The 25,834-nt window shown below is 48.9% G+C and carries 28 protein-coding genes and 3 tRNA genes; 19 read left to right on the forward strand and 12 right to left on the reverse strand.

Annotated features, from left to right (window positions below; all coding sequences use genetic code 11):
- Window positions 1-52: 52 nt before the first annotated feature.
- Window positions 53-802 carry a glycerophosphodiester phosphodiesterase family protein gene (locus V6U78_RS07245; RefSeq protein ID WP_405338926.1) on the reverse strand — a complete coding sequence of 250 codons (750 nt, stop codon included), beginning with the start codon at window positions 800-802 and terminating at the stop codon, window positions 53-55.
- A 218-nt stretch (window positions 803-1,020) separates the two neighbouring features.
- Between V6U78_RS07245 and alr the strand changes: the two genes are divergently transcribed.
- The 13 genes from alr to V6U78_RS07310 all read left to right on the forward strand — a co-directional run bounded on the left by alr (window position 1,021) and on the right by V6U78_RS07310 (window position 10,907).
- Window positions 1,021-2,121, forward strand: a complete 1,101-nt coding sequence (alr, locus tag V6U78_RS07250; RefSeq protein WP_405338928.1) for an alanine racemase — start codon at window positions 1,021-1,023, stop codon at window positions 2,119-2,121.
- Between the two features lie 29 nt (window positions 2,122-2,150).
- Window positions 2,151-3,098, forward strand: coding sequence for an NAD(P)-dependent oxidoreductase (locus V6U78_RS07255; RefSeq protein WP_405338930.1), 948 nt, complete (start codon window positions 2,151-2,153; stop codon window positions 3,096-3,098).
- Window positions 3,095-3,874 carry a hydroxypyruvate isomerase family protein gene (locus tag V6U78_RS07260; protein WP_405338932.1) on the forward strand — a complete coding sequence of 260 codons (780 nt, stop codon included), beginning with the start codon at window positions 3,095-3,097 and terminating at the stop codon, window positions 3,872-3,874. The genes V6U78_RS07255 and V6U78_RS07260 overlap by 4 nt, the downstream gene beginning before the upstream one ends.
- Before the next feature lie 266 nt (window positions 3,875-4,140).
- Entirely contained in the window at window positions 4,141-5,670 is a 1,530-nt protein-coding gene (locus tag V6U78_RS07265) for a DUF6538 domain-containing protein (RefSeq protein ID WP_405338934.1), read from the forward strand.
- 247 nt (window positions 5,671-5,917) lie between these two features.
- Window positions 5,918-6,490: a recombinase family protein gene (locus V6U78_RS07270; protein ID WP_405338936.1), complete on the forward strand. Its 573-nt coding sequence runs from the start codon at window positions 5,918-5,920 to the stop codon at window positions 6,488-6,490.
- Between the two features lie 152 nt (window positions 6,491-6,642).
- Window positions 6,643-7,086, forward strand: a complete 444-nt coding sequence (locus V6U78_RS07275; protein WP_405338938.1) for a hypothetical protein — start codon at window positions 6,643-6,645, stop codon at window positions 7,084-7,086.
- Entirely contained in the window at window positions 7,083-7,463 is a 381-nt protein-coding gene (locus V6U78_RS07280) for a hypothetical protein (RefSeq protein WP_405338940.1), read from the forward strand. Before V6U78_RS07275 ends, V6U78_RS07280 begins: the two co-directional genes overlap by 4 nt.
- 7 nt (window positions 7,464-7,470) lie before the next feature.
- Window positions 7,471-8,055, forward strand: coding sequence for a helix-turn-helix domain-containing protein (locus V6U78_RS07285; protein WP_405338942.1), 585 nt, complete (start codon window positions 7,471-7,473; stop codon window positions 8,053-8,055).
- Window positions 8,056-8,238: 183 nt separating this feature from the next.
- The gene (locus tag V6U78_RS07290; RefSeq protein WP_405338944.1) at window positions 8,239-9,084 is read left to right on the forward strand and encodes a hypothetical protein; all 846 of its coding nucleotides are present in this window, start codon (window positions 8,239-8,241) and stop codon (window positions 9,082-9,084) included.
- A gap of 166 nt (window positions 9,085-9,250) precedes the next feature.
- On the forward strand, window positions 9,251-9,601 hold the full coding sequence (locus V6U78_RS07295; RefSeq protein ID WP_405338946.1) for a hypothetical protein: 351 nt from the start codon (window positions 9,251-9,253) through the stop codon (window positions 9,599-9,601).
- Between the two features lie 99 nt (window positions 9,602-9,700).
- Window positions 9,701-10,213: a hypothetical protein gene (locus V6U78_RS07300; RefSeq protein ID WP_405338948.1), complete on the forward strand. Its 513-nt coding sequence runs from the start codon at window positions 9,701-9,703 to the stop codon at window positions 10,211-10,213.
- Window positions 10,214-10,279: 66 nt separating this feature from the next.
- Window positions 10,280-10,543: an AbrB/MazE/SpoVT family DNA-binding domain-containing protein gene (locus V6U78_RS07305; RefSeq protein ID WP_405338950.1), complete on the forward strand. Its 264-nt coding sequence runs from the start codon at window positions 10,280-10,282 to the stop codon at window positions 10,541-10,543.
- Window positions 10,536-10,907 (forward strand): type II toxin-antitoxin system PemK/MazF family toxin, encoded by a 372-nt coding sequence (locus V6U78_RS07310; protein WP_405338952.1) that lies wholly within the window; start codon window positions 10,536-10,538, stop codon window positions 10,905-10,907. The genes V6U78_RS07305 and V6U78_RS07310 overlap by 8 nt, the downstream gene beginning before the upstream one ends.
- Before the next feature lie 84 nt (window positions 10,908-10,991).
- On the opposite strand, the gene rimO is transcribed toward V6U78_RS07310, so the two are convergent.
- Entirely contained in the window at window positions 10,992-12,326 is a 1,335-nt protein-coding gene (rimO, locus tag V6U78_RS07315) for a 30S ribosomal protein S12 methylthiotransferase RimO (RefSeq protein ID WP_405338954.1), read from the reverse strand.
- A 136-nt stretch (window positions 12,327-12,462) separates the two neighbouring features.
- Between rimO and V6U78_RS07320 the strand changes: the two genes are divergently transcribed.
- From V6U78_RS07320 to V6U78_RS07345, 6 genes are all read left to right on the forward strand, one after another.
- Window positions 12,463-13,110 carry a response regulator gene (locus V6U78_RS07320; protein WP_405338956.1) on the forward strand — a complete coding sequence of 216 codons (648 nt, stop codon included), beginning with the start codon at window positions 12,463-12,465 and terminating at the stop codon, window positions 13,108-13,110.
- Window positions 13,088-15,013, forward strand: coding sequence for an excinuclease ABC subunit UvrC (uvrC, locus tag V6U78_RS07325; protein WP_405338958.1), 1,926 nt, complete (start codon window positions 13,088-13,090; stop codon window positions 15,011-15,013). Before V6U78_RS07320 ends, uvrC begins: the two co-directional genes overlap by 23 nt.
- Before the next feature lie 9 nt (window positions 15,014-15,022).
- Window positions 15,023-15,571 (forward strand): CDP-diacylglycerol--glycerol-3-phosphate 3-phosphatidyltransferase, encoded by a 549-nt coding sequence (gene pgsA / locus V6U78_RS07330; RefSeq protein ID WP_405338960.1) that lies wholly within the window; start codon window positions 15,023-15,025, stop codon window positions 15,569-15,571.
- Between the two features lie 113 nt (window positions 15,572-15,684).
- Window positions 15,685-15,759, forward strand: a tRNA-Gly gene (locus V6U78_RS07335).
- Window positions 15,760-15,807: 48 nt separating this feature from the next.
- Window positions 15,808-15,881 (forward strand) — tRNA-Cys (locus V6U78_RS07340).
- A 22-nt stretch (window positions 15,882-15,903) separates the two neighbouring features.
- A tRNA-Leu gene (locus V6U78_RS07345) sits at window positions 15,904-15,990 on the forward strand.
- A 435-nt stretch (window positions 15,991-16,425) separates the two neighbouring features.
- Here V6U78_RS07345 and V6U78_RS07350 read toward each other — a convergent pair.
- The 10 genes from V6U78_RS07350 to V6U78_RS07395 all read right to left on the reverse strand — a co-directional run bounded on the left by V6U78_RS07350 (window position 16,426) and on the right by V6U78_RS07395 (window position 25,782).
- Window positions 16,426-17,418: a phage integrase gene (locus V6U78_RS07350; protein WP_405338962.1), complete on the reverse strand. Its 993-nt coding sequence runs from the start codon at window positions 17,416-17,418 to the stop codon at window positions 16,426-16,428.
- Window positions 17,418-18,737: a hypothetical protein gene (locus V6U78_RS07355; RefSeq protein WP_405338964.1), complete on the reverse strand. Its 1,320-nt coding sequence runs from the start codon at window positions 18,735-18,737 to the stop codon at window positions 17,418-17,420. Before V6U78_RS07355 ends, V6U78_RS07350 begins: the two co-directional genes overlap by 1 nt.
- A gap of 67 nt (window positions 18,738-18,804) precedes the next feature.
- Window positions 18,805-20,016: a hypothetical protein gene (locus V6U78_RS07360; RefSeq protein WP_405338966.1), complete on the reverse strand. Its 1,212-nt coding sequence runs from the start codon at window positions 20,014-20,016 to the stop codon at window positions 18,805-18,807.
- Window positions 19,997-21,088 (reverse strand): zonular occludens toxin domain-containing protein, encoded by a 1,092-nt coding sequence (locus tag V6U78_RS07365; protein ID WP_405338968.1) that lies wholly within the window; start codon window positions 21,086-21,088, stop codon window positions 19,997-19,999. Before V6U78_RS07365 ends, V6U78_RS07360 begins: the two co-directional genes overlap by 20 nt.
- A 5-nt stretch (window positions 21,089-21,093) precedes the next feature.
- Complete coding sequence (locus tag V6U78_RS07370) at window positions 21,094-21,543, reverse strand: DUF5455 family protein (RefSeq protein WP_405338970.1); 450 nt, start codon at window positions 21,541-21,543, stop codon at window positions 21,094-21,096.
- A 7-nt stretch (window positions 21,544-21,550) separates the two neighbouring features.
- Window positions 21,551-23,923 carry a hypothetical protein gene (locus tag V6U78_RS07375; protein ID WP_405338971.1) on the reverse strand — a complete coding sequence of 791 codons (2,373 nt, stop codon included), beginning with the start codon at window positions 23,921-23,923 and terminating at the stop codon, window positions 21,551-21,553.
- A gap of 106 nt (window positions 23,924-24,029) precedes the next feature.
- Window positions 24,030-24,287, reverse strand: a complete 258-nt coding sequence (locus tag V6U78_RS07380) for a major coat protein (RefSeq protein ID WP_405338972.1) — start codon at window positions 24,285-24,287, stop codon at window positions 24,030-24,032.
- A 109-nt stretch (window positions 24,288-24,396) separates the two neighbouring features.
- On the reverse strand, window positions 24,397-24,789 hold the full coding sequence (locus tag V6U78_RS07385) for a tail virion protein G7P-2 (protein WP_405338973.1): 393 nt from the start codon (window positions 24,787-24,789) through the stop codon (window positions 24,397-24,399).
- Between the two features lie 11 nt (window positions 24,790-24,800).
- The gene (locus V6U78_RS07390; RefSeq protein ID WP_405338975.1) at window positions 24,801-25,136 is read right to left on the reverse strand and encodes a hypothetical protein; all 336 of its coding nucleotides are present in this window, start codon (window positions 25,134-25,136) and stop codon (window positions 24,801-24,803) included.
- Between the two features lie 376 nt (window positions 25,137-25,512).
- A complete protein-coding gene (locus V6U78_RS07395; protein ID WP_405338977.1) occupies window positions 25,513-25,782 on the reverse strand; it encodes a hypothetical protein in 270 nt (89 codons plus the stop codon).
- Between the last annotated feature and the right edge of the window lie 52 nt (window positions 25,783-25,834).

A 25,834-nucleotide genomic window follows, 5' to 3' on the forward strand; every position in this document is an offset into this window, starting at 1 on the left:
TGTATCAGCGCCATCCTTTAGCCGCTAGCACGCTCAATACATCCTCGGTATTTTAACCACCAAAAGCCTGCAAGCGCAGGCTGCGCCATTCAGGAGCGTCTAAAAAAAGCTGCGGCGCGTCGGTGAAAATGCCCTGCACCCCCCATTTTCTGAGCTTTAACCCTTGCTCAAGTGAGTTAACGGTATAACAGTAGACTTCCAAACCAAGTTGCTTGATCTGCGCGACCTGCTCAGCTTGGAGTGGCTCGGCATCCAAATGAATCGCACGAGCGGCCACCTGATCCACTTGATCGCGCCAGTTTTTTGGCAAGGCTTCAAAAAGACAGCTACGCGGTACAGCAGGACAAAGACGGCGCGCCACGACCAGCGCTTCTGGATCAAAGCTGGAAATCACCAACGACAGCTCGGGTCGATCACGCATCATCGGCCAACAAACCTCAAGTGTTTTGGCGCCCCGTTGCACCCCGTCACTCTTCAACTCAAGATTTAACCCTAGCCCCAATTCAATGCATAAATTGAGCGCTTGAGCCAAGCTGGCCAAAGGCTGGGCTGGCTGAGCACCATGGATCACCTGCATCTGCTCTAGCTGCTGAGCATCATAATCCCCCACCCGCCCAGTCTGCCCCGTCAATGGAGCCAGCTGATCGTCATGGAATAAAAAAGGAACGCCATCACGCGATAACTGCACATCCAGCTCAACCCAGCGGCCACCCAACTCCGCAACGCGACGGATTGATGCGAGGGTATTCTCTGCAACCAAGGCGCGTGCGCCGCGATGCCCAATAACACTTGACATTAACATGGTGAATTGCCCTTAATCTCTGCTTAGGAAACCTCTGATGAACTCTTGCGCTTGCTTATGCGGCGTTGAAATTGGCCCCAAAACGCTTATTTACTCGCTGTAAACTCCGCCTTTTCGTTCAATTTCGCCTGACCTAGCCTGCGCTGATGACGTTGATCAGAGACTCCTTGGTTTGTGATGACAGGTTCACTCTCGAATATTTTGGAGATCCCCTCTGTATGACTCGCCCACTGGTGGCAGACATCAATCTGCACGCTTTGCGTCATAATTTTGCGCTGATTCAAGCACTCAACCCATCGGGTTCGACTCTCGCCGTTTTAAAAGCCGATGCTTACGGCCATGGTGCGCTCCCTGCGGCTCAAGCATTGGCTGATCTCGCGCCAGCTTTTGCGGTAGCGAGTTTAGAGGAAGCCCAAGCCTTACGCCAGCAAGGGATCACCCACCCTATCTTGCTTTTGGAAGGTTTTTTCAGCGCTGACGAGCTGCCGATCATTGCAGAACAAGGTTACTGGTTGATGATCCACAGTCAGTGGCAAGTCGAGGCGTTGACGGCTTACCAAGCCCAAATCCAGCAGCCCACCGCCTGGACACTCTGGATTAAAGTCGACAGTGGTATGCATCGACTTGGCTTTGCACCTCAACACCTCCCCAGCATCCTCGCCAAGCTTGAAAAGCTTGCGCCCCAATCCATGCTCCTCGCAAGCCATTGCGCCCGCGCTGATGAACTTGATCATCCACTTACCCAGCAGCAAATCAGCTGCATGCAAGAGCTAGCACACCAAACTGGGTTGCCCGTCAGCCTAGCCAATTCAGCTGCCAGCCTGGCCTGGCCCGCAGCGCGCTTTACCTGGCAACGCCCGGGCATCGCCCTCTATGGTATGAGTCCTTTTACAGGCCCACAGCCTGAAGCCGATCAACTCCAGCCAGTGATGACTCTACGCAGCGCCTTAATTGCGATTCAAGACTACCCTGCTGGCAGTCAGATCGGCTATGGCGGACGTGGAGTCCTGCCTGAAGGCGGGCGCGTCGGTGTTGTGGCCTGCGGTTATGGTGATGGTTATCCACGCCAAGCCGTTGAAGGCACGCCAGTTCTGGTGAATGGGCAACGCTGCCCACTGATTGGGCGGGTATCAATGGATATGCTGATGGTCAACCTGAGCCATCTTCCGCAAGCTCAGGTGGGTGATCAAGTTGAGCTCTGGGGAGCCCGTCTTCCAGCGCAAGAGGTCGCCCGCTATTGCGATACCATCAGCTATACCCTGCTGACCGGCTTGCTACCACGCGTCCCACGGCGCTACCTCAATCCAGCCCAAGCCTGAGTGAGCCAGCCAAAAAAGGAAAGAATAAGATGTTGAAGAATATCGGTTTTATTGGCCTTGGCTTGATGGGACGCCCTCTCTGCCAGCGTTTGCTGGAAGCTGGTTTTAACCTGTCTGTATGGAATCGTACATCGAGCAAAGCGCAAGCACTCGTCGATCAAGGCGCACAGCTCTTGACCTCGCCCCAGCAGCTGATTCAGGTTTGCGAGGTGCTCTGCTTGTGCCTGACAGACACGCAAGTGGTTGAAGAGGTACTTCTAGAAGGCCCACAACCATTGATCGCACAACTCCAGCCAGGGCAGATCATCCTTGATTTCTCTAGTATTGCTCCGGCAGCGACGCGCAACCTGGCTGCATTGGCAGCGCAACAAGGCGCACAATGGATCGATGCGCCAGTCTCAGGCGGTGTGCAAGGAGCAGAACAAGGCCAGCTGGCGATCATGTGCGGCGGTGAAGCCAGCACACTCGAGAAGATTCGCCCGCTACTGGCTCCGCTGGCTCGCCAGATCACCCATCTGGGTCCCGCCGGCAGCGGCCAAATCGCTAAGGTCTGTAATCAGATGCTGGTGACCTGCCAAGCGGCCGCCATTGCGGAGGTCATGGCATTGGCGCAACAAGCCGGTATCGATGCGGCGCTGCTGCCCGTTGCTTTTCGCGGTGGTTTTGCCGATTCACTGCCGCTACAGCTTCTCGCGCCACGCATGGCTGCTCAAGATTTTAGTCAGCCAAAATGGACTCTCGCCACACTGCTTAAGGATCTCAACCTGAGTGCCGATTGCGCACAGCAGCTTGGCCAAGCGACACCGATGAGCCGTCAAGCAGCCGAGCTCATTCGCTTGCAAGGCCTGCAATCCGGACTTCAGGTGGACCCAGCGCAGCTGGTCGAGCTGTTCCAACCAGCGCCAGCGCCCACACACCGGGGTGATCCCCTACTTAATTCAACCTTAGGCGTGCACAATCAGGGTAAAAAATCATGAAACTGGCCGCCAATCTCACACTCCTCTTTCAAGAACAGCCTTTAGAAGATCGGGCTTTGTATGCCGCAGAGGCCGGGTTTGAAGGTGTTGAGGTGCAATTCCCCTATTCGATTCCACCTAGAATTTGGGCGCAGCGCTTACAAGCAGCAAAGCTTCCTCTTGTGCTGATGAACTTGCCAGCTGGTGATTTGATGGAAGGCGGGCTGGGCCTGGCTTGCCAAAAAGATCGCCAATCCGCTTTTTATCAGGCTGTCGATCAAGCTCTAGAGTACATTCATGCTCTTCAACCCAAGGTGGTCAACCTGCTTGCAGGACGCCATCAAGCGGGACAAGATCCACAAGACTGCCTTGCTCAGCTCGAAGACAATCTGCATTGGGTGCTTGAGCGCTTACCAGCAGACACACTGCTGACGTGCGAGCCGCTGAATAGCTTCGATCAACCCAGATATTTATTGGCCACCTACGCGCAGTGGAAGCAGCTGGCCGAGCGGGTTCAACACCCTGCTTTTCGCTACCAGTTAGACCTTTATCATGCTGCGCGCATGGGTGAGCATCTTGCAGATTTAATCGCCCTCGCTCAGCAGGATATTGGTCATATCCAGTTTGCCGATGTACCAGGACGCGGCCAACCTGGAACAGGTCAGCTGGATTTCGTGCCACTTTGGAAGCAACTCCAAGCTCAGGGCTATGCAGGCTGGATCAGTGCAGAATATCAACCACAAGGAGAACAGCATTTAGCTTGGCAGGCTGATTTTTTCAGCTCTAGCCGACAATGAAATGTACGCAATCTATTACAAAACCTGTCGTCATTGTCATCTAGCGGCCCCTCTCGCCTCAGCGTAATATCCTTACTGAGGCTAGGGAAAGGATACTCTACTCAACAGGCTAGAATCTCAGTGGCCATTCAGTGATCTGAGAAGGCTGCTCGCAGTCTACACCCCGCTCCGGCGGGGTGTTTCGTTTTTAAGCAATTGATCTATATAGATTTTTTGTGTTGCGCTTGGGTGTCACCTCAGGGTGTCACCCTGAGGCAAGCGACACAATGGCAAAATACATCCTCCGAAATAGACACGGCAATACCTTTCATTGTCGCCTGAAAGTACCCAAAGCCCTTCGACCATTGACGGGCTTTTCAGAAGTCCGAAGATCCCTTCATACTGAGATAAGAGTGGAAGCCCTGAAGAGGGCTAGGCCGCTCAGAGTGGCGTTTGATATTTATCTTGAGAGATTACAGAAAATGACAGGGACTTGGACTCCTGAAGAGCTAGAGCAGCACCATAACGATTTGATCGAAAAAATGAATAAAGCAATTAGGTTCGATCCAGAAGCAACGAAAGACTTAACCCCTGACGAATTGCTAGAGTTTGCGGACGAGCTGGAAAAAACAGAAGCATTAGCACGAGCAAAAAAACGCGAAGTAAAATTATCGGCAATGTTACCACCAGAGCAACCAGCACCACGCGAACGCTCAACAGAAAAAACCGAAAAAGTCACACTGTTAGGGCTGGCAACTGAGCGGCTAGAGTGGCTAAACAAGACTGAACCACGACAGGAACGCAGCCGGAAAAGTACCGATCTGAAAGCAGCGATCAGATACTGGGAAGAGTTCAAGGGTGACATCCCACTTCGTCACCTCAGACCGCAAATGGTCAGAGAGTTTGTGGACTGGCTTAAAACAAACGGCTACGCATACAGCACTGTCAAAGACAGCATGGGCGCATTCCGGCGAATGTTAGAAAGAGCACAGACTGCAAAAGCTCACCATCTAAAAGGGGCCAATCCTTTTGCAGAAGTCGAAATCCCAAAACCTGACGATAGCCGAAAAGACAACGAAAAAAGAAAATGCTTTAGCGATTCCGAAACGCTAACTTTACTTGATGCAGTAAACGGCAAGTCCGGCACACTCTGCGCCGAATCAATAAAAAAAGAACCTTATTTACGCTGGATGCCGCTTCTGGCTACCTATAATGGTGCAAGAAATGGGGAGCTATTGTTCTTAACTGGTGGCGATGTTAAGCAATGCCCAAAGTCGGGAATATGGTTTGTAGAGTTTGCGAATAGAAAAGCAAACAATGGCGTTCTAGTGCAGTCAGTTAAAAATAAAAACTCCAGTCGAAAGGTTCCACTTCACAGCGAGATCATCAAAGCTGGTTTTCTTGATTACTGCAAGGGATTCGACAGCGAACAGTTTTTATTTTGGGCCGAAGGCCGCTCACTGAGCAACGATGCACTAACCGCCGCAAGTGTGGAGAACTTCAGTAAAAAAGTCATCCATTCATTACGCGAAAAGGTTTTAATGCCGCTCGGCCTGCATGAATCGAATGTAAAAACCTTCTACTCACTACGTCACACTGTCATCAATCACCTGTACTGGAAACAATACGGGAAAATGAACGGCGCAGAGCTATTTATGGCTTTGGAGGGGCTTGTAGGCCACTTAGATAAAGATGACCGCGCAGGGCTGGCGCTTATCACCAAACGGCACTATCTCAAAAACAAGATTGACCACTTGGAGAAATTAGCCGAGTTTGTCGAGTTGATCCACTACGACAGCGAAAACCCCACGACCTGATCCAAACAAGCCATTGCAAAGGAGGCGCTAAAATTTAGCCCCCTATACTGGCAACTAGCAAAACGCCACATCAGCAATGGCTTGTAAACCCCTCAAATCCTATGCCGGACTGGTATCAATAATCGACCGATTAATGACACCGGAAAAAGTGCGTCCTATCAGGTATCAACAAAATAGCGCTGCAGTATTTTTGATACCATCTTATACTTAGACCACCTTTTATGATACCAACAACGAGACTACAGCCATGACACGCACCTTTGCCTATTGCCGTGTATCAACCACCGAACAAACTACTGAGAATCAGGTTCAAGCACTAAAAGCAGCAGGCTATGACATTCAGCCTAACCGCATCATCAGTGAAACCATTTCGGGAAGTGTGCAGGCAAGCCAGCGCCCAGAGTTTGCTAGGTTGCTGGACAAGCTGGAGCATGGCGATAGCCTTATAGTCCTGAAGCTGGATCGACTCGGACGGGACAACATCGACATTCAGCAGACCATCACTTCACTGCAAGAGCGCGGCATCAGTGTTCAGAGTCTCGATCTACCAAAAATGGACATTGCCAGTAGCTCAGGCCGCCTTATGCTTCAGATGTTTAGCGCCTTCGCCGAATTTGAGCGCAACCGTATCCGAGAGCGCACAGCAGAGGGCTTAGAACGCGCCAAAGCCGAAGGAAAGAAATTAGGTAGACCAGAAGCAACGAGCACCACTAAAGCAGTCCAAGCAGCTAAAGCAGAGGGCTTGAGTCAGTCAAAAGCAGCGGCAAAACTAGGGCTTTCAATTCCCACCATCAAACGCCACTGGAACAAGATAGCATAGTCATTAACACGAGGGGGTGAACGAATCGTTCCCCCACGTCCGGCCACAACCAGCGCCAGCACCAAAAAAAATATACCAACCGCACCACCCTTGCTATGTACCGTGAATCGCGCATATTCTTGTGAAACACTAACGATATTAGGGGACTCTAAATGGTGGAAGGCAAGAAGCGTGCGAAAACTGACGTAGAACGTGCAAAAGCTCACATTGAAAGGATGAAGCAGCAGGGCATACACAAAGCCTTCTTCAAAATTCATAAGGATGATCTGAAGGTTTTACAGGCACTGGCAAAGTCACACGGCATAACTCAGAACGAATTAATAGGCACTATGCTTGCTGGTCAAGTTAAAGCCTTAATGCAGGTAGAAGGAATCGTAGAGGTGCTGCCAGCAGAAGCCGCCTCACTGATCCGACACAAAGCACGACTTTTAATCAGTGAAGGTCATGGTATTTTGTCGCTGATGGAACAGATCGGCTCCCAAACAGTTGAAAAAATGGCCGAATCACTCCCAGCCGATGAAGCCGAATCACTCCGTAAAAAGTACGATTTCTACAACCTCCAGAACCTCCGTGAAGCTCAGGAAGGTGCAGCATGAGCGCCGGACTGTTTACCCACCTAAAAGGCTCAGATCTTGCCGCTAGACTTTCCCAGCCCTCCCAGATCTGCCACGCGCTGGACGACCTCAAAGCCATGCATGATGAAGACGGCCATTGGCTGACAACAACAGCAGCGGTCATTTACTGCGCGGCACAGACCAAAAGGCCGGACATTGAGTGGCACAGCATCCTGATGGAAAACCGCCGATCACAGTCAGGGCTTGAATCAGTGGTGGCAACTGGTAAACGCATCAGAGGCAATGCAAACAGACTTGGGAAAATCTTCTGTTTGCGAGTCAACAGAAAAGCCTATTACCGCCAGTCTGATCTGGATGAATGGCTGGCCCAGCTACACAAATCAATGCGCCTACAGTGAGGCCGGAATGATGAAGCACGCCAACATCACTCAGATCAAGAAGGCGCTGGCGCTCAGATCCATAGGCATGACCCGTGCGGCCATTGCCGAAAAGACCGGACTATCACCAGCAACTCTAAGCCGCATATTCAAACGGTTCAACGCCCCCAAAGGTGCAGCAGTTGAGCGACTGGCAAGAGAAGCCCAGAGCGAGCTTTTAGACAAGTTGAACAACAATCAAGCCCTGAGACTTGAGATAGCAAAGCTCTTGCATGAAGACATGGCTCTAACGCGCCTGATCCGTGAAAAGATCGCGGATTCATTGGAAGCACTAGACACCACAAGTCCAGAAGCCGCCGCCGTCAACCTCAGAGCATTGAACAGCGCAGCCAGCGCCATGATCACCGCTCAGAAGACCGCACGGATTGCGCTTGGGGCCGAATCCATCACCGATGAAGAAGTTATGCCAGTGCTGAGGATTGAAACCCTAACAGACACTGATATAGCCCAACTGAGAAGAAACCAGCAGGAAGCATACGCTGCCCTGAATGGTGACTCAGAACTGGCTAATGAAGATAAGCAAGAGAATGCAGAATTAAAACAAGCGAGCTGATGCCGGACTGATTCAGAACTGATACCAGAGTGATCCGGTTTTGTCATATCCAAAATAGAAAACGTAGCTACCTGATCCCCATGCTTTCACGGTCTACGGTTAATTTTGAAAATCAGGCAAAGCAGGCAAAAAAAAGCCAACCCTAAGAGGTCGGCCACAAGAAATTTACGAGTCAATTTTACCATGAAACAAGCCAAAAGTATCACCCTGAAACCAGATGCAGCCCGATTATTCAACACCAAAAAGGTAGACAAAAAGTGCGTGGCAGCGGTACGCAAACAAAACCGCCTTATGCTAGACGCTGCAAAGGCTAAAGCCCAACTTCAGAAGCTCTTTTTAGGTGTAGACCCAGTATATAGTACAGGGAACCCTCCTCTATCCTCAGAGAATCGCTTTCAGCAACAGAATACCAAAGCTCCAGCGTGGCGATTCATCAGCACGGCTAACGCCGTGTTCATGAATCACTACGCAATGAAGAAAATGGAAACAGAGCACCTAAAATCCATGCCTTTCACATTCAACATAACATCCGGTCTGCTTGAAAAAGCAAGCGCCAGTAAAAAGCCCCTATCTAGCTACCTGCTGAAACGCCTCAGAGAGGCGTTACAGCGAGAGCTACGCAGGGAAGTGGATTTTTACTTTGTAATTGAGGTTTCAGGCGAATATAGGAACAAGACACCACATTTACACGGCGAAATCTTGCTTACAAGGCGCGAAATAGACCTGACGCACACCAACCTACGACATCCAGACGAAAGACCCGTACACGCCGCTTTTCACTCGATTAACGACTATTCGGATAATAATCTGAAAAACTCTGCTTTTATGCTGAAACAGGTTCCCACCGATGCCGGATGGCCTAACTACTTAACAAAAGAGTTGGGTTTTACGCGCCTTTATACAGGGAATCCGGTAGCTGAGACGCTGAGAGTTACCAGAACAGCGAAAGACATTTACCGCGAACACTTCAACGCAGCAGGTCTTAAAAATACAAATAACTTGGTGAATAGCGAGCCACCTATAATTTGAAATTATAAACAAACGCAAAAACAATAAAAATTTGAAATAAATATGGCCTTATAGCAATCAAAACTCATTTCTAAATCTTCTATCAAAGCTTCACATCTGCTTATCAATTACAGATAATAAGCCACCAAAAAAATATCTTGCTTTGACTATTTCATAAGGAACAATCATGAAAAAGGCTTTATCGGTTTTGTTAGCTGGCAGTCTTTTGTTTGCAACTGACGCACTGGCGCTAAGTGAGCGTCTTGTTGGCAATCTGTCTCTTCATACAGTCAATCAGTATTGTAACTTGGTGGGGCGTCAGGCGTTTACTATTGCCAGATTCAGGCACATTCACAATGTGCCTATTTCTGAGCTTAGAGAGAGTCTGAGTGAACGGTTTTTTGATAACAATATCGGGATGATTAATTACATTTACAGTTATCGGCCCAACCCTCTCAATGCCGAAATATATGCTGAACAAGCCGAGTTAGTGGCTAAGATTGACTGCCTTGAATATCATCTGCCTCATGTCCGCTAATCTGGCGTTTTAAGTCCCCCCAAAGGCGAGTAAGTTATCAATAATTTACTCGTCACCTTTATATTATTCAGTCGAGATATAAACCGGAGCAGTTTAACAATGAACGATACAAGCGCCAGCTTCCAACCAATCAGTTTTGACCAGCTTTGTAACGCTCTATTTGAAGCCACTGAGGGCATTTCAGGGGAGACCCTTATCCAACAGTACGATGCAGACGAAAACGGCTCATACGCACGAGTGAGCCACATTCACCGCAAGAACGGGACAGATTACGCATTGATTCAACTAGAAGAACATGCGGCCATGACTCAGGACTTCACCACCGCCAGCATCACTAAGGCGATTCAGCACCTACAGCAAGCCAGCCGCTACCGTCCTGACAAGGTTCTATCAGTCGCAAGGTTTATCAACCGGAACCATAAGCACTCGTTTACACTGAGCGAGCAGCAACAAGACATAATCAACGTGACACACAAAGGTGTCACCCTGAAGTGCAACACCCGCAACAAGAACAGAAAAAATCTTTTAAATCAGTTAATTGCAACATCAAAAAAACAAATTCCTCACTCCGGCGGGGTGTTTCGTTTGTGCTTAAAAAAACAAGCTTCATAATTGACACTGAGAAACACGCCCGCTAATGTAGATACGTACGTATAAACACCCAATCGAGGGCTCGTCATGCAAAGTGAGATCAAGCGCTGGGGCAACAGTGCCGCAGTTAGATTATCGAGCAAAATTTTGGCTCAAGCACAACTTAAGGTGTCGAGCCCTATTCGTATCGAAGTCCAGTCTGGAAAAATCCTCATCGAAGCAGCGCCTCAAACTCAGCGTCAACCCAAACTTCCGTTCTCAGAAGCCGATTTACTCAATAGTCTAGATGCTCATTCTGCTCATGCCGACATACTAGCTCAACCCTCAGCTACCGAGCTTCCTAATGGCTGAGCTTATACCAGATCGCAACGATATTATTTGGCTAGATTTTGAGCCTACGAAGGGCAAAGAGATCGGCAAATATCGACCCGCGCTTGTTTTGTCGTCCAGACAACATAATAAACAAACCGGTCTGCTTATCTGCTGCCCTATTAGCACAAGCATTCGCGGTGCAATCACCGAAGTGCCTATTGATAGCCTCGAAAAGCCTTCAGTCGTCGCGGCCAACCTTGTGCAGACCCTATCCTGGAAGGATCGTAAGGCAAGTTTGATTACCCAAGCAGAAGAAGGTGTCATGGAACAAGTTCTATTTCGCCTTCTTCCGTTGATTGGAGCGGACAGCATCATCGAAAGGCTGGCTGAAGAGAGAGATTAATGCTGGTCACCAGCTAGAACAGCAAAGGCCAGATAGCAAAAAGGCAAGTCATCACAACTTGCCTTTTTTCATTCAAAATGGCTGTTAAAGCGGCCGACCCCACAAATCATGCTCATCGGCATCGGTCACTTCAACCATCAAGCGCTGACCTGGCTTCAGGTGCGTCTGATCCAGCAGATAGATCAACCCATCAATTTCAGGTGCATCCGCTTGTGTGCGTGCAACAGCGCCATCGTCACCCACATCATCCACCAGCACTTCTAAATGGCGGCCGATTTTACGCTGGAGTTTTGCAGCACTAATCTGAGCCTGCTTTTCCATAAAGCGCGCTAAACGCTCTTCTTTTACTTCTTCTGCAACTGGGTTAGGCAGATCGTTTGCTGTCGCGCCTTCAACCGGAGAATAGGTAAAGCAGCCAACACGATCTAACTGAGCCTCATCGAGGAAATCAAGCAGATACTCGAAATGGGCCTCTGTTTCACCCGGGAAACCGACGATAAAGGTAGAACGCAGTGTTAAATCTGGACAGAGAGCACGCCAAGAAAGAATGCGCTCAAGGGTTTTCTCACTGGCAGCAGGACGTTTCATCGACTTCAGCACTTCAGGATGGGCATGCTGGAAAGGAATATCCAAATACGGCAGGATCAGGCCTTCTGCCATCAAGGGCAAGATATCATTGACATGCGGGTAGGGATAAACATAGTGCATCCGAACCCAAGCGCCGAGCTGACCTAATTCCTGACACAGCTCTTTCATGCGCGTTTTCACTGGGCGGCCTTGGTAAAAACCACTACGGTATTTTAAATCGACGCCATAGGCACTGGTATCTTGAGATACCACCAAAAGCTCCTGCACACCCGCCTTCACTAAGCGCTCGGCCTCGCCCAATACATCTCCAATCGGGCGTGAAACCAGATCACCACGCATCGAAGGAATAATGCAAAAGCTGCAGCGGTGGTTACAGCCCTCTGAAATTTTCAGATAGGAATAATGACGCGGTGTCAGCTTAATACCCTGCGGCGGCATCAGGTCGATGTAAGGGTTATGCTCTTTCATCGGTGGTAAATACTGGTGCACCGCTTGCACCACCTGCTCATATTGCTGCGGCCCAGTCACCGCCAACACCTGCGGATGTAGCTCACGGATGGTCGCTTCTTCAACACCCATGCAGCCAGTCACAATCACCTTGCCATTTTCATTCAAGGCTTCACCTATCGCTTCAAGCGACTCAGCCTTAGCGGCATCAATAAAACCACAGGTATTGACGACCACCAGATCGGCATCTTCATAGGTGGGCACCAGGTCATAACCTTCACCACGTAATTGGGTCAAGATACGCTCAGAATCCACCAAAGCCTTAGGACAACCTAAACTGATAAAACCAACACGGGGCGCTGCGGGAGTAGAAGAAACGGACATGAAAGCGTTACACTATGTAGGGAGTAAAAAAATGAGTGGGCTATTTTAACGCGCCCGAAGCCTCAGGTCACGCTTTCCCCTGAGATCCATCGCGAGCTGGCCTCACCGTCCTTGGCATTTTCCTAGGTAAATAAAAATGACCCGCGTTCTGATTGTCGATGACCACCTCCTCGTGCGGACAGGCATTCACCGCATTCTGACTGATACCGATGGCATAGAGGTCGTCGCTCAGGCCGAAACAGGAGAAGAAGCCATTCAACTGGCTCGCGAGCTCCAGCCTGACATTATCTTAATGGATGTTAAAATGCCTGGAATCGGTGGTGTCGAGGCCACCAGACGCCTGCACCATAGCTGTCCTGATATCGCGGTCATCGGTTTAACCGCCAATGGTGATCATGTTTCTGTCACACGCCTCCTCAAGGCCGGTGCCAAGGGCTATCTGACCAAGGGCACCAGCTATGAAGAGGTCATTCGCGCCATTCGTCTTGTTGCGGCAGGCCATGAATATATTGATCCCACCCTCGCCAGCGGCATGATTGTGCGCAAACCTGAGGCACAGGATAATCCCTTTGAGCAACTCTCTGAGCGCGAAATGCAAGTGGCGATGATGATCGTGAACTGCCGCAAAGCGCAGGAAATTGCGGATTGCTTATTTGTCAGCCCACGCACCGTCAACACCTATCGTTACCGTATTTTTGAAAAGCTCGATGTGCGCAATGATGTGGAGCTCACCCATCTGGCGATGCGTCACAAGCTGATCGATGTCTTTGAGACGCTTGGCTAGCATGGCATCGACACCCTTTGAGCATCGCCGCTTCTTAAAGAATCTGACGCAAGCACCTGGCATCTACCAGATGTTTGATCAACAAGATCGCATTCTTTATGTCGGCAAAGCCAAGAACCTAAAAAATCGCTTAAGCAGCTACTTCCGCCCGGCTCACCAGTTGCATCCAAAAACCCAAGCACTGGTCGCGCGGATAGCCAACATCGAGGTGACGCTCACTCACAATGAGATCGAGGCGCTGCTGCTGGAGCAAAATCTGATCAAAGCGCTCAAACCGCCGTTCAACATTCTGCTGCGCGATGATAAATCCTACCCCTTTCTGCACTTTTCTCATCACCCTTGGCCAGCGCTGACCGTACAAAGGGTCCGTCAAGAGCGTGGACCCGGTGAATGGTTTGGCCCCTATCCCAATGCGGCCAGTGTGCGCGATATTATCCAGCTACTCTATCGCACCTTTCGCTTGCGCCAATGTGATGATGCAACTTTTCACAACCGCAGCCGACCTTGCCTGCAATACCAAATCCAACGCTGCTCTGCACCCTGCACAGGTGAAATCAGCGCAGAGGATTATCAGCGCGACCTACACCATGCGCGCTTACTCTTGCAGGGCAAAGACCATGAGCTAACACTCAGTCTTGCCGATCGCATGGAAGCTGCCGCTGCTGAATTAGATTTTGAAAGCGCCGCTTTATTTCGCGATCAAATTCAGCAATTACGCCAAATGCAACAAGAGCAGAATGTGGATACGGGCCTGGGTGAAGTCGATGTCTTTGCTCTTGAGGTCCATGGGCTGCGCACCTGCGTCACCCTGCTGCAACTTCGCCAAGGACGATTATTGGCAACACGTCATTTTCGTTTCAAAGACCCACTCGAGGCCAGCCCAGCGGATCGGCTACAAGCCTTTATTGCTCAGCATTTTCTGGTCCGCAGCCCGCTTCCACCCGCACCAGAGTTATTGATTAGCCCTGCTTTAGCGGCAGAAGAGCAGGAAGCACTACAAAATTCGCTCAGTGCACACTATGGCCGTAAGCTCAAAATCACCAGTCAGGTCCGTGCACAACGAGCACGCTGGCTTGATCTTGCGCGCGCCAATGCACTGGAACAGCTGAATAGCGAAGCCCGCCAAGAACAGAGTCAACAGGCACGTTTCGCCAGCCTTGAAGCCGCGCTCAAACTCGATCAGCCACTAGAGCGCATCGAATGTTTTGATATCAGCCATAGTCATGGTGAAGCGACCATCGCCTCCTGCGTGGTATTTGATCGTCAAGGGCCGCGCCGTCAGGATTATCGTCGCTTTAATATTCATGACATCACACCCGGAGATGACTATGCCGCCATGGCCCAGGCTCTAGCGCGACGCTACCCTGCGCCAGGCGACGACGAGAGCACAACGGCCACCCCCTCGACTAACAAACAAGCCAAGAGCCCCCGCCCTTGGCCGGATTTACTGATCCTCGATGGCGGCAAGGGGCAGCTGAATGCCGCGCGCGACTACTTCGCAGCGCAAGGGCTAACCGGCGCCTTTCATCTACTTGGTGTGGCCAAGGGCACGACACGTAAGGCGGGCCTTGAAACCCTCTACTTTGAAACGCCTGAGCAGGAACTGGTGCTGCCGAGCCATTCGCCAGCGCTGCATTTGATTCAACATATTCGCGATGAGTCTCATCGCGTCGCGATTCAAGCCCATCGTCAAAAGCGCGATAAAAAACGCACTCAATCGGCCTTAGAAGACATCCCCGGTATCGGCCCTAAAAGGCGTCAAGCGCTACTGCGCCATTTTGGCGGCATCAAAGCCATCGAAGCCGCCAGCCTCGATGCGCTCTGCCAAGTTGAAGGTATCAGCCGTGGTCTTGCCGAAGACATTCGTGCTAGGCTTAACCCCAAAAATCACTCGCTGAAATAGAAGTTGAAGATGAATCTACCCATAGCCCTCACCCTGTTACGCATTCTTGTCATTCCTTTACTGGTTTTGATTTATTACCTGCCGTTTGAATCCCGTTACCTGATTGCCGCAGTGCTCTTTGCTGCCGCAGCAATAACCGATTGGCTGGATGGCTACCTCGCACGACGCTGGGATCAAATGACGGCCTTTGGTGCCTTCCTCGATCCAGTGGCCGATAAGCTGATGGTGGCTGTTGCGCTGGGACTGTTGATCGAGGCGCATGCACATTGGCTGATGACGCTACCCGCTTTGATTATTATTGGTCGTGAAATTGTGATTTCTGCTCTGAGGGAATGGATGGCTGAGCTAGGTGAGCGCGCCAGTGTGGCCGTCAGCTGGATAGGCAAGGTCAAAACCACTTTTCAGATGCTGGCCATTATCCTGCTACTTTACTTCCCGCCTGCCACGCTGGGGGCCTATCTCAGCCTCGCGCTGCTTTATGTCGCTGCCGGCCTAACACTCTGGTCAATGTATCAATATCTGCGTGCGGCCACCCCGCATCTTCGCAAAGCAGACTAGAAGGCAAACAGGGCAGAAATAACTTAAGTCTCTGCCCAAGAAAGAAAAAATGCGATAAAACAGAAAAAAGATTTGACAGAAATAAAACACCCCCTATAATGCGTCCCTGTCGAGCGGGAATAGCTCAGTGGTAGAGCACAACCTTGCCAAGGTTGGGGTCGCGAGTTCGAATCTCGTTTCCCGCTCCAGCATTTTTACTTGAACAAGTAAAAATCAGATCGACATTTTTATGTTATGGCTGGATGGCAGAGTGGTTATGCAGCGGATTGCAAATCCGTGGACGCCGGTTCGATTCCGACTCCAGCCTCCATTTTTATTGCCTTGATAGGCAAGCCCGGGTGGTGAAATTGGTAGACACAAGGGATTTAAAATCCCTCGACCTTTTGGTTGTGCCGGTTCGAGTCCGGCCCCGGGCACCAAAAATGGAACATAGTTTTCAAAGACTTACAGAATCACCCCTCCCCTGATTAAACTCCTCATTCTTTCAAAGTACCCAAAAAGTACCCAAGCGGTAAAAAATGGAGTTCAATGCGGACTATCGGCAATCCCTGCAAAGAGGAATCTCGTTTTCAGGTGCACCGCAATCTGGGCAACAACTGTGCTCAGCTTCTTCTTGCTGACGCTGATCTGATTCATACCAATATATCTCTGCGTGTTTCTTTTCTGCCTCACGCTGGGCTGGTGTCTTGGCAAACTCATGGGCATCAACACGCGCCCTTACAAGAGATAGCGTTTCATGTGGTAGATCCAAGCTGCCAAGGTAATACTGCTTCAACAAATCAAGGTTAAATGCTATTCGCTCTGTTCGCTCAATGTGCTGGATGAGCCTGCTCTTTGTTCGCATATTTAAAGCCTCAAATAGTATTTTGATAGGTATTAGCCAGTGGGTTAAGCTTCGTTGCCGAATCAAGCCGACCAGGTGCCAAGTGCGCATACCTCATTGTCATAGTGATAGTGCTATGACCGAGGATTTCTTTTAGCTCGATCAAATTCCCGCCGTTCATCACAAAGTGACTTGCAAACGTGTGTCTGAGAACATGCGTGCGCTGGCCCTGTGGAAGCTGGATGCCGGATCTTTTCAAAGCAGATGTAAAAGCGGCATAAGATGGGCCGAAAAGACGGTTCACACTATGCTTCTTGTGCTGCTTGATCTTTTGAAAAAGCTCATCACTGATGGGAACATGACGCGATCTTTTGCTTTTGGTTTTCCAAAAACTGATCAGACCAGGTGTGACCTGGTGCGACTGCAATTTTTCGGCTTCTGACCACCTCGCGCCAGTTGACAGGCAAATCTCGGCGATCAGTCGGACATGTGGATTCTGCGAATTGGATAATTCGCACAAGAGCAAATCTATCTGATCATGTGCCAAAAAAATCACCTCAGCATCGTGAGTCTTGACCGATGCCACCGTTTTAACAGGGTTAGGCTGATGCCACAGCCCTAGACGAATCAAGACATTGAACATAGAGCTAAGATAAGCGCGATCATGATTCAACGTGTTGGGTGATACATGCTTTGCCCTCTGGTTTCTGAGGTGCGTATACCACAGCGCATCAAGATCCTTTGCCTTTGGATTGCGTGCAAAATTGCACAGGTGCACAAGCTTGGAGTAGCGATCCGCACCAGATGACAGATGAGATAGATGCAGTTCATTGTACTGGTTGATCAAATCGAGCAGCGTTCGGGTGTCTTTTTGCTCGGGCCGATGGCCTGAGTCATACCGATGCTTTATTTGTGCCATCCAGCGCTTAGCTTCTGCTTGCGTTTTAAATGTCTTTTTGGGCCTAATTGTTGGGGTGATATACACCCGAGCTTGCCAACCCGTTTTAGTCTTGTGGATCGACATCACACACGCCCCAAAAGTCGGCGTTGAGTGAGTTTTTGCTTTATCAGCTCCTTTAGCTCAGCAAGGCCAATGCCCCTAGACTCGTAATAGGCTTGAATCTCGTGCCAAATGCCGCACTGAGCGAGACAGTGCAAAGCATATGCAGAGGTAAACGAATTACGAGCATAAAGGCTGAGGAGGTTTCCCAATGCGAGACCGATATTCTTTTCTGAACCTTGCCCTGGTGTTTTCTTGAGGCGCTTATAGTCGAGCGTTTCTTCTGTATCAAAGTAGAGTGGATCTTGCAAAAGTCGCTGCCAGAAAGGGTCTATCAGCTTGCCTTTATCCAGATCCAGCCTGAAAGACATCATAGACTTACGCCAGAGGCCGGACAGATGGGGAACGATGTCAATAAATCGATTCAGTTCTGGATTAGTGCCGATCAGCTCACCAGTGCGTGTATTCAGCCAGTTAAAGCGCGAGGTATCGTCAAGAGTGCCTGATGCAAACTCACGAATGACAGACTGATGCAGGCGAATTTCTACACGCCAAACGGGTTTTTCAGGATCATAGGCTGAGGTAAACGGATCATCACCGCCGAGGCGTTTCCAAATCGCCTCCCAAAAATCGAGTTTATCGCGGTGCAGAGCCTCTGCTGTCTTGTTGTAAATCGCACATTGCATGGATCGAGCCGTTCCAAACAACATGGACTGGCCGTAGTTGTAGGTTGTGGCGATCTGGCCTGATTCTATCGAGAAATCAGAGATACCGGAGTTAGATGCGATACGCTTGGATCTGCATACAAAACGATTGAGTAAGTCGTGTGGTGGCTGCCAACCCTGAATATCAGTCGCCATGTGAACGGCGCAGCCAGTGGGCTGAGGATCATCAAGCCAGTAAGAGGCTAGATCATCCATATAATGCTGGATCTCAAGGGGATCAAGCGACTGGATGAGCTTGGGTGAAAGCTCAATTTTGACATGGGGTGCTTTAGCATCGGGATCATGATAGCGGTGCTTGATCATGACGATGACGCCGATGTCATTGCTCTGAATACGGTACTTGTAACCGCCCTGCATCGCGCCGCCGACTGCGTAAAGCGTACCGTCATCAGCAACATAGTTATCATGCCCCTTATAGGCTTGCTCGAGGGCAGAAAGACGATCAGGATTGATGATGCCTACATAAAGCTGCCGGATTGTATCGACAGTGGAAGCGAGAATCTTCATCGAGCTGGTATCAACCTGGCCCCGTGATGACAACATGATAGCGCCACGACCATCAATCGGATTTTCTGTAAACAGAGAATCAAGCGAAGTTCTATCCCATAAATGCAACATCTTAAAATCCTTGTAATGAGTTCTATTGAGTGGCTACGGTATTTTTTTAAAATTTCTGCGTGACCTGCTAGAGGGTGGTCACGCTCACAGCACGGAGTACGATATTCAGCTCGCGCTCAGTGGTTTCTGTACTGGTTGAGCGAAAAAGCGCACCCAAAAACGGTATGGCGCCAAGAAACGGCACACTGGATACGCGCTCTTCTTCATCAGAGGTGATCAGACCGCCAAGGGCGATGGATTGGCCGGACTGAATGCGGACTGTTGTGCTCAAATTGCGCGTATTAGTGATGATGTCGCTGGCCTGTAGAGCTTGATTGATGCTGTCAGCAGTGAGCTGGATACCAAGAATGATCTCACCGCCTTGAGACACAAAAGGCCGTACAGTGAGCGACACACCGACATCACGGCGCTCGATTGACTGGGTTTCTCGACCATTGCTAACAGTCGTTGACGCGAGGAACGGCACGTTTTGACCAACGCTGATCACCCCCCTCTCACCGGACATGACCAGGATCTGAGGTGTGCTCAGAATTTTTGATTGCACATCTGATCTAAGTGCATTGACCAGGACCGAAAGATTTTGGCCGCTCAAAATTCCAAGGCTTAAACCGGAGCTAGCTAAACTTTCGAGCTGGCCTGCATTGAATCCACCAAGAACGCCGGAAGAATCGCGCTGATGACCATAAGCCAAGCCGAGATCTTGACCGCTTGAGTCTCGATGCTCATAAATGACAGCTTCAAGCAGCACTAAAGGCCGAGGCGTATCAAGGTGAGACATGAGATCTGCATAGACGTCATGCCGATCCTGAGTCGTTGTGAGCGCCAAAGCATTTAGGCTTCTGACCACATAGACAGATGCAACTGCAAGTGATGGTTCAAAAGCTGACCTGGAAAAAGTGCTAGTGAACTCAAGAAGATCATCGGCCAGAACATGCTGGAAGCGATAAACAAGAGTAACCAGATCAGTTGATTGATCAACTGGCTGTGAAAGCTGTTCAGGTGCTGGATCAGCAATAATAAGAGGCTGACCGCCCTCTAAGGCCAGACCATGAGCACTAATGATGCTACGGAAGAGACCAGGCAAAGATTCGATTGGCGTATTTGGCGCATAAACAGTGAGCTTTAAATCAGCATCAGTTGAGATGATGACTGATTCACCCGTCTGCTCTGTATACCAAGTGACAAAATCGCCAAGGGCTACGTTTTGCAGAATAACCGGTATCTCAGCATGAAGCTGGATAGAAAACAGCAGCAATAAACTAGCAGCGTACTTCTTCATGGTGCGCCCCTCTAGAAATAATTAGATGACAAGCTGATTTCTTTTCAAGCTGATAACCAAGGGCCTCGACCTCATCTGAACTAATGTGCTGAAGATCAGAAGTTAAAATACGGTAGCTCTGCCAGCTACCTAACTGCGAATAACCAGTAATACGCGCACCGTTAAACATGGCTAATGAAGACTCAGGTAAAGAAAATTGTGAAGAAGAAGGCTCTATTTGTCGTTCAGCTGCATAGGCTTTTTTCTGCTCAACAAGATCATAAAGTAGGTAAGAGCTGGTAAAAACAATACCAAGGATGAAAGCAAGAGCTGCAATCAGAGGACGATTAAATCTTTTGAGATAAATCTTTGTCATACGCATAAAAAACCTCAAATCTTTTTTAACCAAATAACGATAATGAGAATAGTAAGGCGGCAAAACTTGATAAGTCCTATGCTCATAATGATCAGAGAAAGCTTGCTTGGTATCGTAAGCTTTATAAAGGCTTTTACCTGTATACAACCAACGCTCAACAATCATCGAGTTTTGCTGATGACCATACTTAACGATGGCTAAATGAGCTTTTGGCAAGGTGACACGAACACCAGCGATTCTCAAAAGACCAGATACGATGGGTATGCCAACGCGATCCAAACGGCGACAATAGACGACATGCTCAGCAAGGGCTTCGCGGGCCTGTTTATCAACTATGCTGATGTCTTGAACGAAAAAGATAACGTCCCACCCCAGTTTTCGAGCATGTAAAAACCAGTTGATGACAGCCTGACGTGATTTATCACCCCAAGAGCGTGAGTTAAACCAAGTGCCGCATTCATCGAGGGCGAGCAAACCGTTCTTCTCTTCATCATAGGTATCATTACCCACACCTATAGCCTCAAGATCTTCAAGCTCTGGTTTATCGGGTATGCGATAAACAACAGCGTTTTTACTCCTAATATTGATTAAATTATGCAAATTTAAATCAATATTAGTCGCGACCTTACAGCCAGAGTTGAGCTTATCGCGCATCTTGCCGATACCAACGAGAGTCTTACCAGCACCGAGCTTACCTGTTATAAAGTAAACAGCCATATAAATTACCTGCGCGAACTTGGAACATGAGCAGAGGCAGTCTTGAGCGAACCGCCATTTATAAACGTCAGAATGGAGAAGCGCTGCTCGCGCAAAACAAAAGCCATCACCTCCGCAGTAATCACTGATGATAAGACGGCTTCTGCATTATGGGGTTTTATAAGACCTATCCCACGAGCAAGCTCAGAAGGTAAAGAAACGTGGATAGCTACAGAAAGCGCCATGATAGACATAATAGTACCAACAAAAATAGTCATCCATATACCGAGAAGTATAGAATAAACCAAGAAAGTATACTTTTTTCCAGCCATATCTCTAATAAAAAGATAGAGAAAGTCTCTTATAAAAGGAGAAACGGCAAGAAATATCATCACGAAAGGCTTCATTATCAATCTGAAAACAACACCAAAACTGATAAGAAAAGCTCTGAAAACAAGATTCAAAATTGCAAACATGACTTACCTACCTATTAGTTGAAAAAATAACGGAATAGATCCTAATTGTCGCCCAGACAAAAAGAATCCAAGACAAATAAGACTGAACTGTCTGGAAAACCTTACACTCAACAGCAAAGTTCATTCCCATGAATGACAAAGTAACAGAGCTACAAGAAGTTCCTGAGGGTAAAGAAGGTAAAAGGCTGAGAAGATTAAGAGACTGCATTCTTTCACTTATAGAGGATAAAAAAGTATCAGCCTGATCTGATACAACCTGATGCAATCCGGATTCAATCTCATGATCAAAATCATGAGAAGCCAAATCATTATACGCATCAAGCTCACCTTGAATATCTGAAACAACAGAATCAACATTAGATGAAATCTGATCATAGACATCAGCCTCACTAATATCAGCTTCATCAAGGCTAGAAAAATCATCAAAGGAATCAGAAAAATCGGTTAATGTCTTATGAAGATCATCAATTTGATCCGATATTTTATCTAAACCATCTTGTGCAACATCACCATCCCCAGACGACAGAGTATCAACGAGATCACCAATAGCCGAGGATAGGCCATCAATCGCAGCACCCTGAGAATTAATGGACTGGGATAACTGGCCTGTTTGAGATTCGATAGCAGTGGTTAATTGAGATGTCTGAGCATCAAAAGAGGGATTTAGAGCATCTGCGATTTCATCAGCTGTTGGGTTTTCGATGCCAGCAAGCTGATCAGATAGATCATCAAAATACTGGGAAAACTCAGAGCTAATAAGAGATGGTAGATCCAGAATCGCTGAAAGAATATCTTTAGAGACATCAACCAGCTGAGAGAGAAAGCCAGAGAGGCCATCCAGTAGCATGTTGGCCGTCTCTGTAATGCGAGATACAATATTCGATTGAGATCGATCAATAGCGGAAATGATTGCACTATCATCAAAGTTGACCTCAGTTGATACATTAACAGTAATGTCTCCGACCTCACCAATAACATCAACATCGGTATCAACTATAGGGCCGCCTCCTACGGAGCCGCCTGTATCGCCACCGGTTGAACCACCAGTTGACCCACCATTCGACCCACCCGTTGACCCTCCTGTCGAGCCACCCGTCGACCCTCCTGTGGAGCCACCACCTGAGCCCGAACTATCACCACCTGTTGATCCACCCGCTGAGCCTCCTGCCGAGCCACCCGATCCCGAATTATCGCCTCCCGTCGAGCCGCCTGAGCCTGAGCCGCCTCCTCCCGTAGAGCCAGTAGCACCTCCCGCTGACCCTCCTGTAGAATCATTGGCTGAACCTGAGCTATCACCACCGGCTGATCCACCTGATGAACCTCCTGTCGATCCACCAGCGTCACCACCTGGCGAGCTACCAGTATCACCATCAGAAGAGCCATCAGAATCACCGCCAGTTGAACCACCTTCAGAACCGCCTCCATTAGCACCGCCTCCATCAGTATCACCCCCTGAATCTCCACCAGAATCAGGAGTGCAGTCATAGACTGAACAATAATGGACGATACTAGCAGACTGACTAGATGAATTCATCGTATAAAGACACCCACCACTAGTAAAGAAACCACCATAAGGCAAATGAGCGTCATTATAGATTAATGATGGGCAAGAAGAAGAATTGTACAAATCATCAGGATCAACATGAGGATTGTGCCAATCAGAGGGGTGAGTATAAGAAGCGCAAATTATAGCAGATTCACAAACATAGTAAGGAGGTGTACCCCAATCAGGATTACCATCATGATAGAAAACACCGTTGCCTAAATCGCGCAGCTCAGGAACATCAGGCACTGGCTGACCAGGCAAAAGATCATCATCGTCATCTGCATTAAAATCACAATCAGGACGATCAGGAGGACAAGAAGGCTCATCATCATCATCTGCATTAAAATCACAATCAGGACGATCAGGGGGACAAGAAGGCTCATCATGAGCACTGGAAATGCAATGACTAAAATCGCCATCTAAAGCAGAAGGAACACCGATGCGTTTTTGATAATGCTCTCTATGATAAGAGACGTTACAACCATTAGTTGAAGATGCAAGTTGAGTATAAACATTGCGCTGTAAATAAGGACGATCAATACGGTTTACAATACGAGTATAAGATGATGGCGCAGAACGAGCGGGAGAACAATAAGTTTCCCAGCTACCATCTGCTAATTGGCGTCTCCTACGTTCTGGCGCATTAGACGGATAACTAGAATTAACAACGCGAGAATCATGAGGACCGGTCCACTCTGAAAGAGGCGCCCTGGATGCATCATAAACGAGATCACAAGTAGCTCTGGGCACATCGGATGCAAAGGATTGAGAGGAAAAAATATAGGAGAAAGCAACAATAAGAACGAAAAAAAAGTAAATAAGATTAATAGGCATCACAACCTCCAAAAGCTGACAAACGCATTTTCAGGCATCACACCCAGCATCTGTAAAAAGGCCCTCAAGTGAGGGCCAGAGGGGGTTGAGATGCTGACCACAAGGATTAGCTTGCGCGGCTGATGAACTTCTTGAACAAACTAATGCCGATCAAACCAGCCATAATGACAGTGACAACAGGCCAAGCGGCAGCGGCCAAAGCGGTTCCCATACCAGCCACCTCAGAAAATGCAGCTGTGGCACCAGCTGGCAAATCAGCCATTGCTTGGCCGGATACAACTGCAGTTCCGGCTACAGCAGTAGCAGCGAGTTTCTTGGAGTGACGAGCAGCCATTACACGCAGGTTTTGAAGTTTTTGTTTCATTGGATTTTCTCCATAAATTGTTTGAAATAAAGCATGGATGCTGCCCAGGCCCAGCCTATTGCATAGGCAGTTATCAGAGACCCAACAATGAATACGATGTTTTCGTGTGTCATCGCTGGCCTCCTTTGATAGCGCCAAGGCCAAAAGCCATGAGCAATCCACAAATAAAGACAAGTAGCCATAAATGGTCGTATTGGATTTGTGATATGGAAGCGCCCAAGTCATCATCGATGGGATAAGATGCATAACTTGATCGACTTATCATCAGGAAATCATTTTCGGGACAACTCAAAATAGAATTGGCCCCTGAAATAATTTCTGAAAATCCACCTACTTTTGAGCAAGTAGCGACTAGAACGGTTGAGTCAAAAAAACCTGGCTGACGTATCGCTTGTTGAAAAGGCGTCAACTGGAAAAGATGAGTCGGACAGCTCACTAAAGAGCTGCCATCAAACACCACTTGATTCCAATCTTGCTCACAAAGTCCGATACGATCAGCCATGACCTAGCCCTCTATTTCTTTGATTGATCTGCTGATTGCTTTGGGTGCGTTGTTGCTGATCCAGGTGGCCAGCTGGCTGAGATAATCTTGAGGCCACCTTTACCACCAGCCATCAATGACATCTGGACTTCAAGCTCCAAGGGACAAGGAAGAGAGTCTGCATACTGTTGCAGTGACTCAAAAACGTCATAGGGTGCGTTTAAGACCATGATTTCTTTACCAAGACGGTTTTGGTTATCAGGATCTGCATCTTGAACAACTTGCACTTTTGCACCTTTAATGCCGCCATCCATGCTGTAACGACTGGCACCGATAACTTGAGCAACCATTTTATAAGTGGGGTTCATCTTCTTCTCCAACATTGATTAATGGGCGCTACCCATAAAGGGTCGGGCTTTTCGGGGTTCGCTAAACGCTCATTCCCAAGTCGCTTAAAACCGCGACTGGGGAACTGGCCCCTACAATCCCTAGCGCAGTTAATGCAGCGGCTGCCGCCGCACTTAAAACCTCACCAGCTCCCTCTGCTCGGGGATCGAGGCAAGGGGTCACCCCTAGCACCGCCACCCAGTGATCGCTTACGGTCGCATGCAGAGCCATGCAGACGGCCAGCTGGGTATCAACCCCACTCGTGCCTCGGGGGTGTGACACCCAGCCGCCCGCCTGCTGATATGGCTGCGCGACCGAAGCGACGGGTGACGGGCAAGGGGTTAGAGGGAACACAGGCTAGACTCCAGAGGTAAGCTGGTTGCCAGCATGAGCGGCGGCAGCCGCCTCACCCCCACCCAGCTGAAGCTGGGTCAAATTCTTTGGCTGAGGATCAAGGCCATCAGCCAATAAAAGCTGTCGCCTAGCGTGCTGGGCCTGCACAACCGCAGATAGATAGAATGCACCGAGCTTATTCGGCGTCTCCATCGCGTCACCTGCTAAATGGTTCAGCTTGGCAAGATCTTCTGGATCAAGAAAAATTCGTATTGGTGCTTTTTTTGATGTCATGTTGAATGCTCCTGGAGCTGTTTGATTAATGCAGACAGCTATAAGCTTGCTT

The sequence above is a fragment of the Marinospirillum alkalitolerans genome (assembly GCF_045055655.1).
Taxonomy (GTDB): domain Bacteria; phylum Pseudomonadota; class Gammaproteobacteria; order Pseudomonadales; family Halomonadaceae; genus Marinospirillum; species Marinospirillum alkalitolerans.

Bases quoted from the DNA above. Each gene is read 5' to 3' on its own strand.
- V6U78_RS07300 (WP_405338948.1), top strand. From the start codon at position 9,701: ATGAACGATACAAGCGCCAGCTTCCAACCAATCAGTTTTGACCAGCTT.
- V6U78_RS07305 (WP_405338950.1), top strand. From the start codon at position 10,280: ATGCAAAGTGAGATCAAGCGCTGGGGCAACAGTGCCGCAGTTAGATTA.
- V6U78_RS07265 (WP_405338934.1), top strand. From the start codon at position 4,141: ATGGCAAAATACATCCTCCGAAATAGACACGGCAATACCTTTCATTGT.
- V6U78_RS07275 (WP_405338938.1), top strand. From the start codon at position 6,643: ATGGTGGAAGGCAAGAAGCGTGCGAAAACTGACGTAGAACGTGCAAAA.
- V6U78_RS07360 (WP_405338966.1), bottom strand. From the start codon at position 20,016: ATGAAGAAGTACGCTGCTAGTTTATTGCTGCTGTTTTCTATCCAGCTT.
- rimO (WP_405338954.1), bottom strand. From the start codon at position 12,326: ATGTCCGTTTCTTCTACTCCCGCAGCGCCCCGTGTTGGTTTTATCAGT.
- V6U78_RS07375 (WP_405338971.1), bottom strand. From the start codon at position 23,923: ATGCCTATTAATCTTATTTACTTTTTTTTCGTTCTTATTGTTGCTTTC.
- V6U78_RS07285 (WP_405338942.1), top strand. From the start codon at position 7,471: ATGATGAAGCACGCCAACATCACTCAGATCAAGAAGGCGCTGGCGCTC.
- V6U78_RS07310 (WP_405338952.1), top strand. From the start codon at position 10,536: ATGGCTGAGCTTATACCAGATCGCAACGATATTATTTGGCTAGATTTT.
- V6U78_RS07290 (WP_405338944.1), top strand. From the start codon at position 8,239: ATGAAACAAGCCAAAAGTATCACCCTGAAACCAGATGCAGCCCGATTA.
- V6U78_RS07350 (WP_405338962.1), bottom strand. From the start codon at position 17,418: ATGTCGATCCACAAGACTAAAACGGGTTGGCAAGCTCGGGTGTATATC.
- V6U78_RS07245 (WP_405338926.1), bottom strand. From the start codon at position 802: ATGTTAATGTCAAGTGTTATTGGGCATCGCGGCGCACGCGCCTTGGTT.
- alr (WP_405338928.1), top strand. From the start codon at position 1,021: ATGACTCGCCCACTGGTGGCAGACATCAATCTGCACGCTTTGCGTCAT.
- V6U78_RS07280 (WP_405338940.1), top strand. From the start codon at position 7,083: ATGAGCGCCGGACTGTTTACCCACCTAAAAGGCTCAGATCTTGCCGCT.
- V6U78_RS07320 (WP_405338956.1), top strand. From the start codon at position 12,463: ATGACCCGCGTTCTGATTGTCGATGACCACCTCCTCGTGCGGACAGGC.
- V6U78_RS07255 (WP_405338930.1), top strand. From the start codon at position 2,151: ATGTTGAAGAATATCGGTTTTATTGGCCTTGGCTTGATGGGACGCCCT.
- V6U78_RS07370 (WP_405338970.1), bottom strand. From the start codon at position 21,543: ATGTTTGCAATTTTGAATCTTGTTTTCAGAGCTTTTCTTATCAGTTTT.
- V6U78_RS07270 (WP_405338936.1), top strand. From the start codon at position 5,918: ATGACACGCACCTTTGCCTATTGCCGTGTATCAACCACCGAACAAACT.
- V6U78_RS07395 (WP_405338977.1), bottom strand. From the start codon at position 25,782: ATGACATCAAAAAAAGCACCAATACGAATTTTTCTTGATCCAGAAGAT.
- V6U78_RS07385 (WP_405338973.1), bottom strand. From the start codon at position 24,789: ATGGCTGATCGTATCGGACTTTGTGAGCAAGATTGGAATCAAGTGGTG.
- V6U78_RS07390 (WP_405338975.1), bottom strand. From the start codon at position 25,136: ATGAACCCCACTTATAAAATGGTTGCTCAAGTTATCGGTGCCAGTCGT.
- V6U78_RS07295 (WP_405338946.1), top strand. From the start codon at position 9,251: ATGAAAAAGGCTTTATCGGTTTTGTTAGCTGGCAGTCTTTTGTTTGCA.
- uvrC (WP_405338958.1), top strand. From the start codon at position 13,088: ATGTCTTTGAGACGCTTGGCTAGCATGGCATCGACACCCTTTGAGCAT.
- V6U78_RS07380 (WP_405338972.1), bottom strand. From the start codon at position 24,287: ATGAAACAAAAACTTCAAAACCTGCGTGTAATGGCTGCTCGTCACTCC.
- V6U78_RS07355 (WP_405338964.1), bottom strand. From the start codon at position 18,737: ATGTTGCATTTATGGGATAGAACTTCGCTTGATTCTCTGTTTACAGAA.
- pgsA (WP_405338960.1), top strand. From the start codon at position 15,023: ATGAATCTACCCATAGCCCTCACCCTGTTACGCATTCTTGTCATTCCT.
- V6U78_RS07365 (WP_405338968.1), bottom strand. From the start codon at position 21,088: ATGGCTGTTTACTTTATAACAGGTAAGCTCGGTGCTGGTAAGACTCTC.
- V6U78_RS07260 (WP_405338932.1), top strand. From the start codon at position 3,095: ATGAAACTGGCCGCCAATCTCACACTCCTCTTTCAAGAACAGCCTTTA.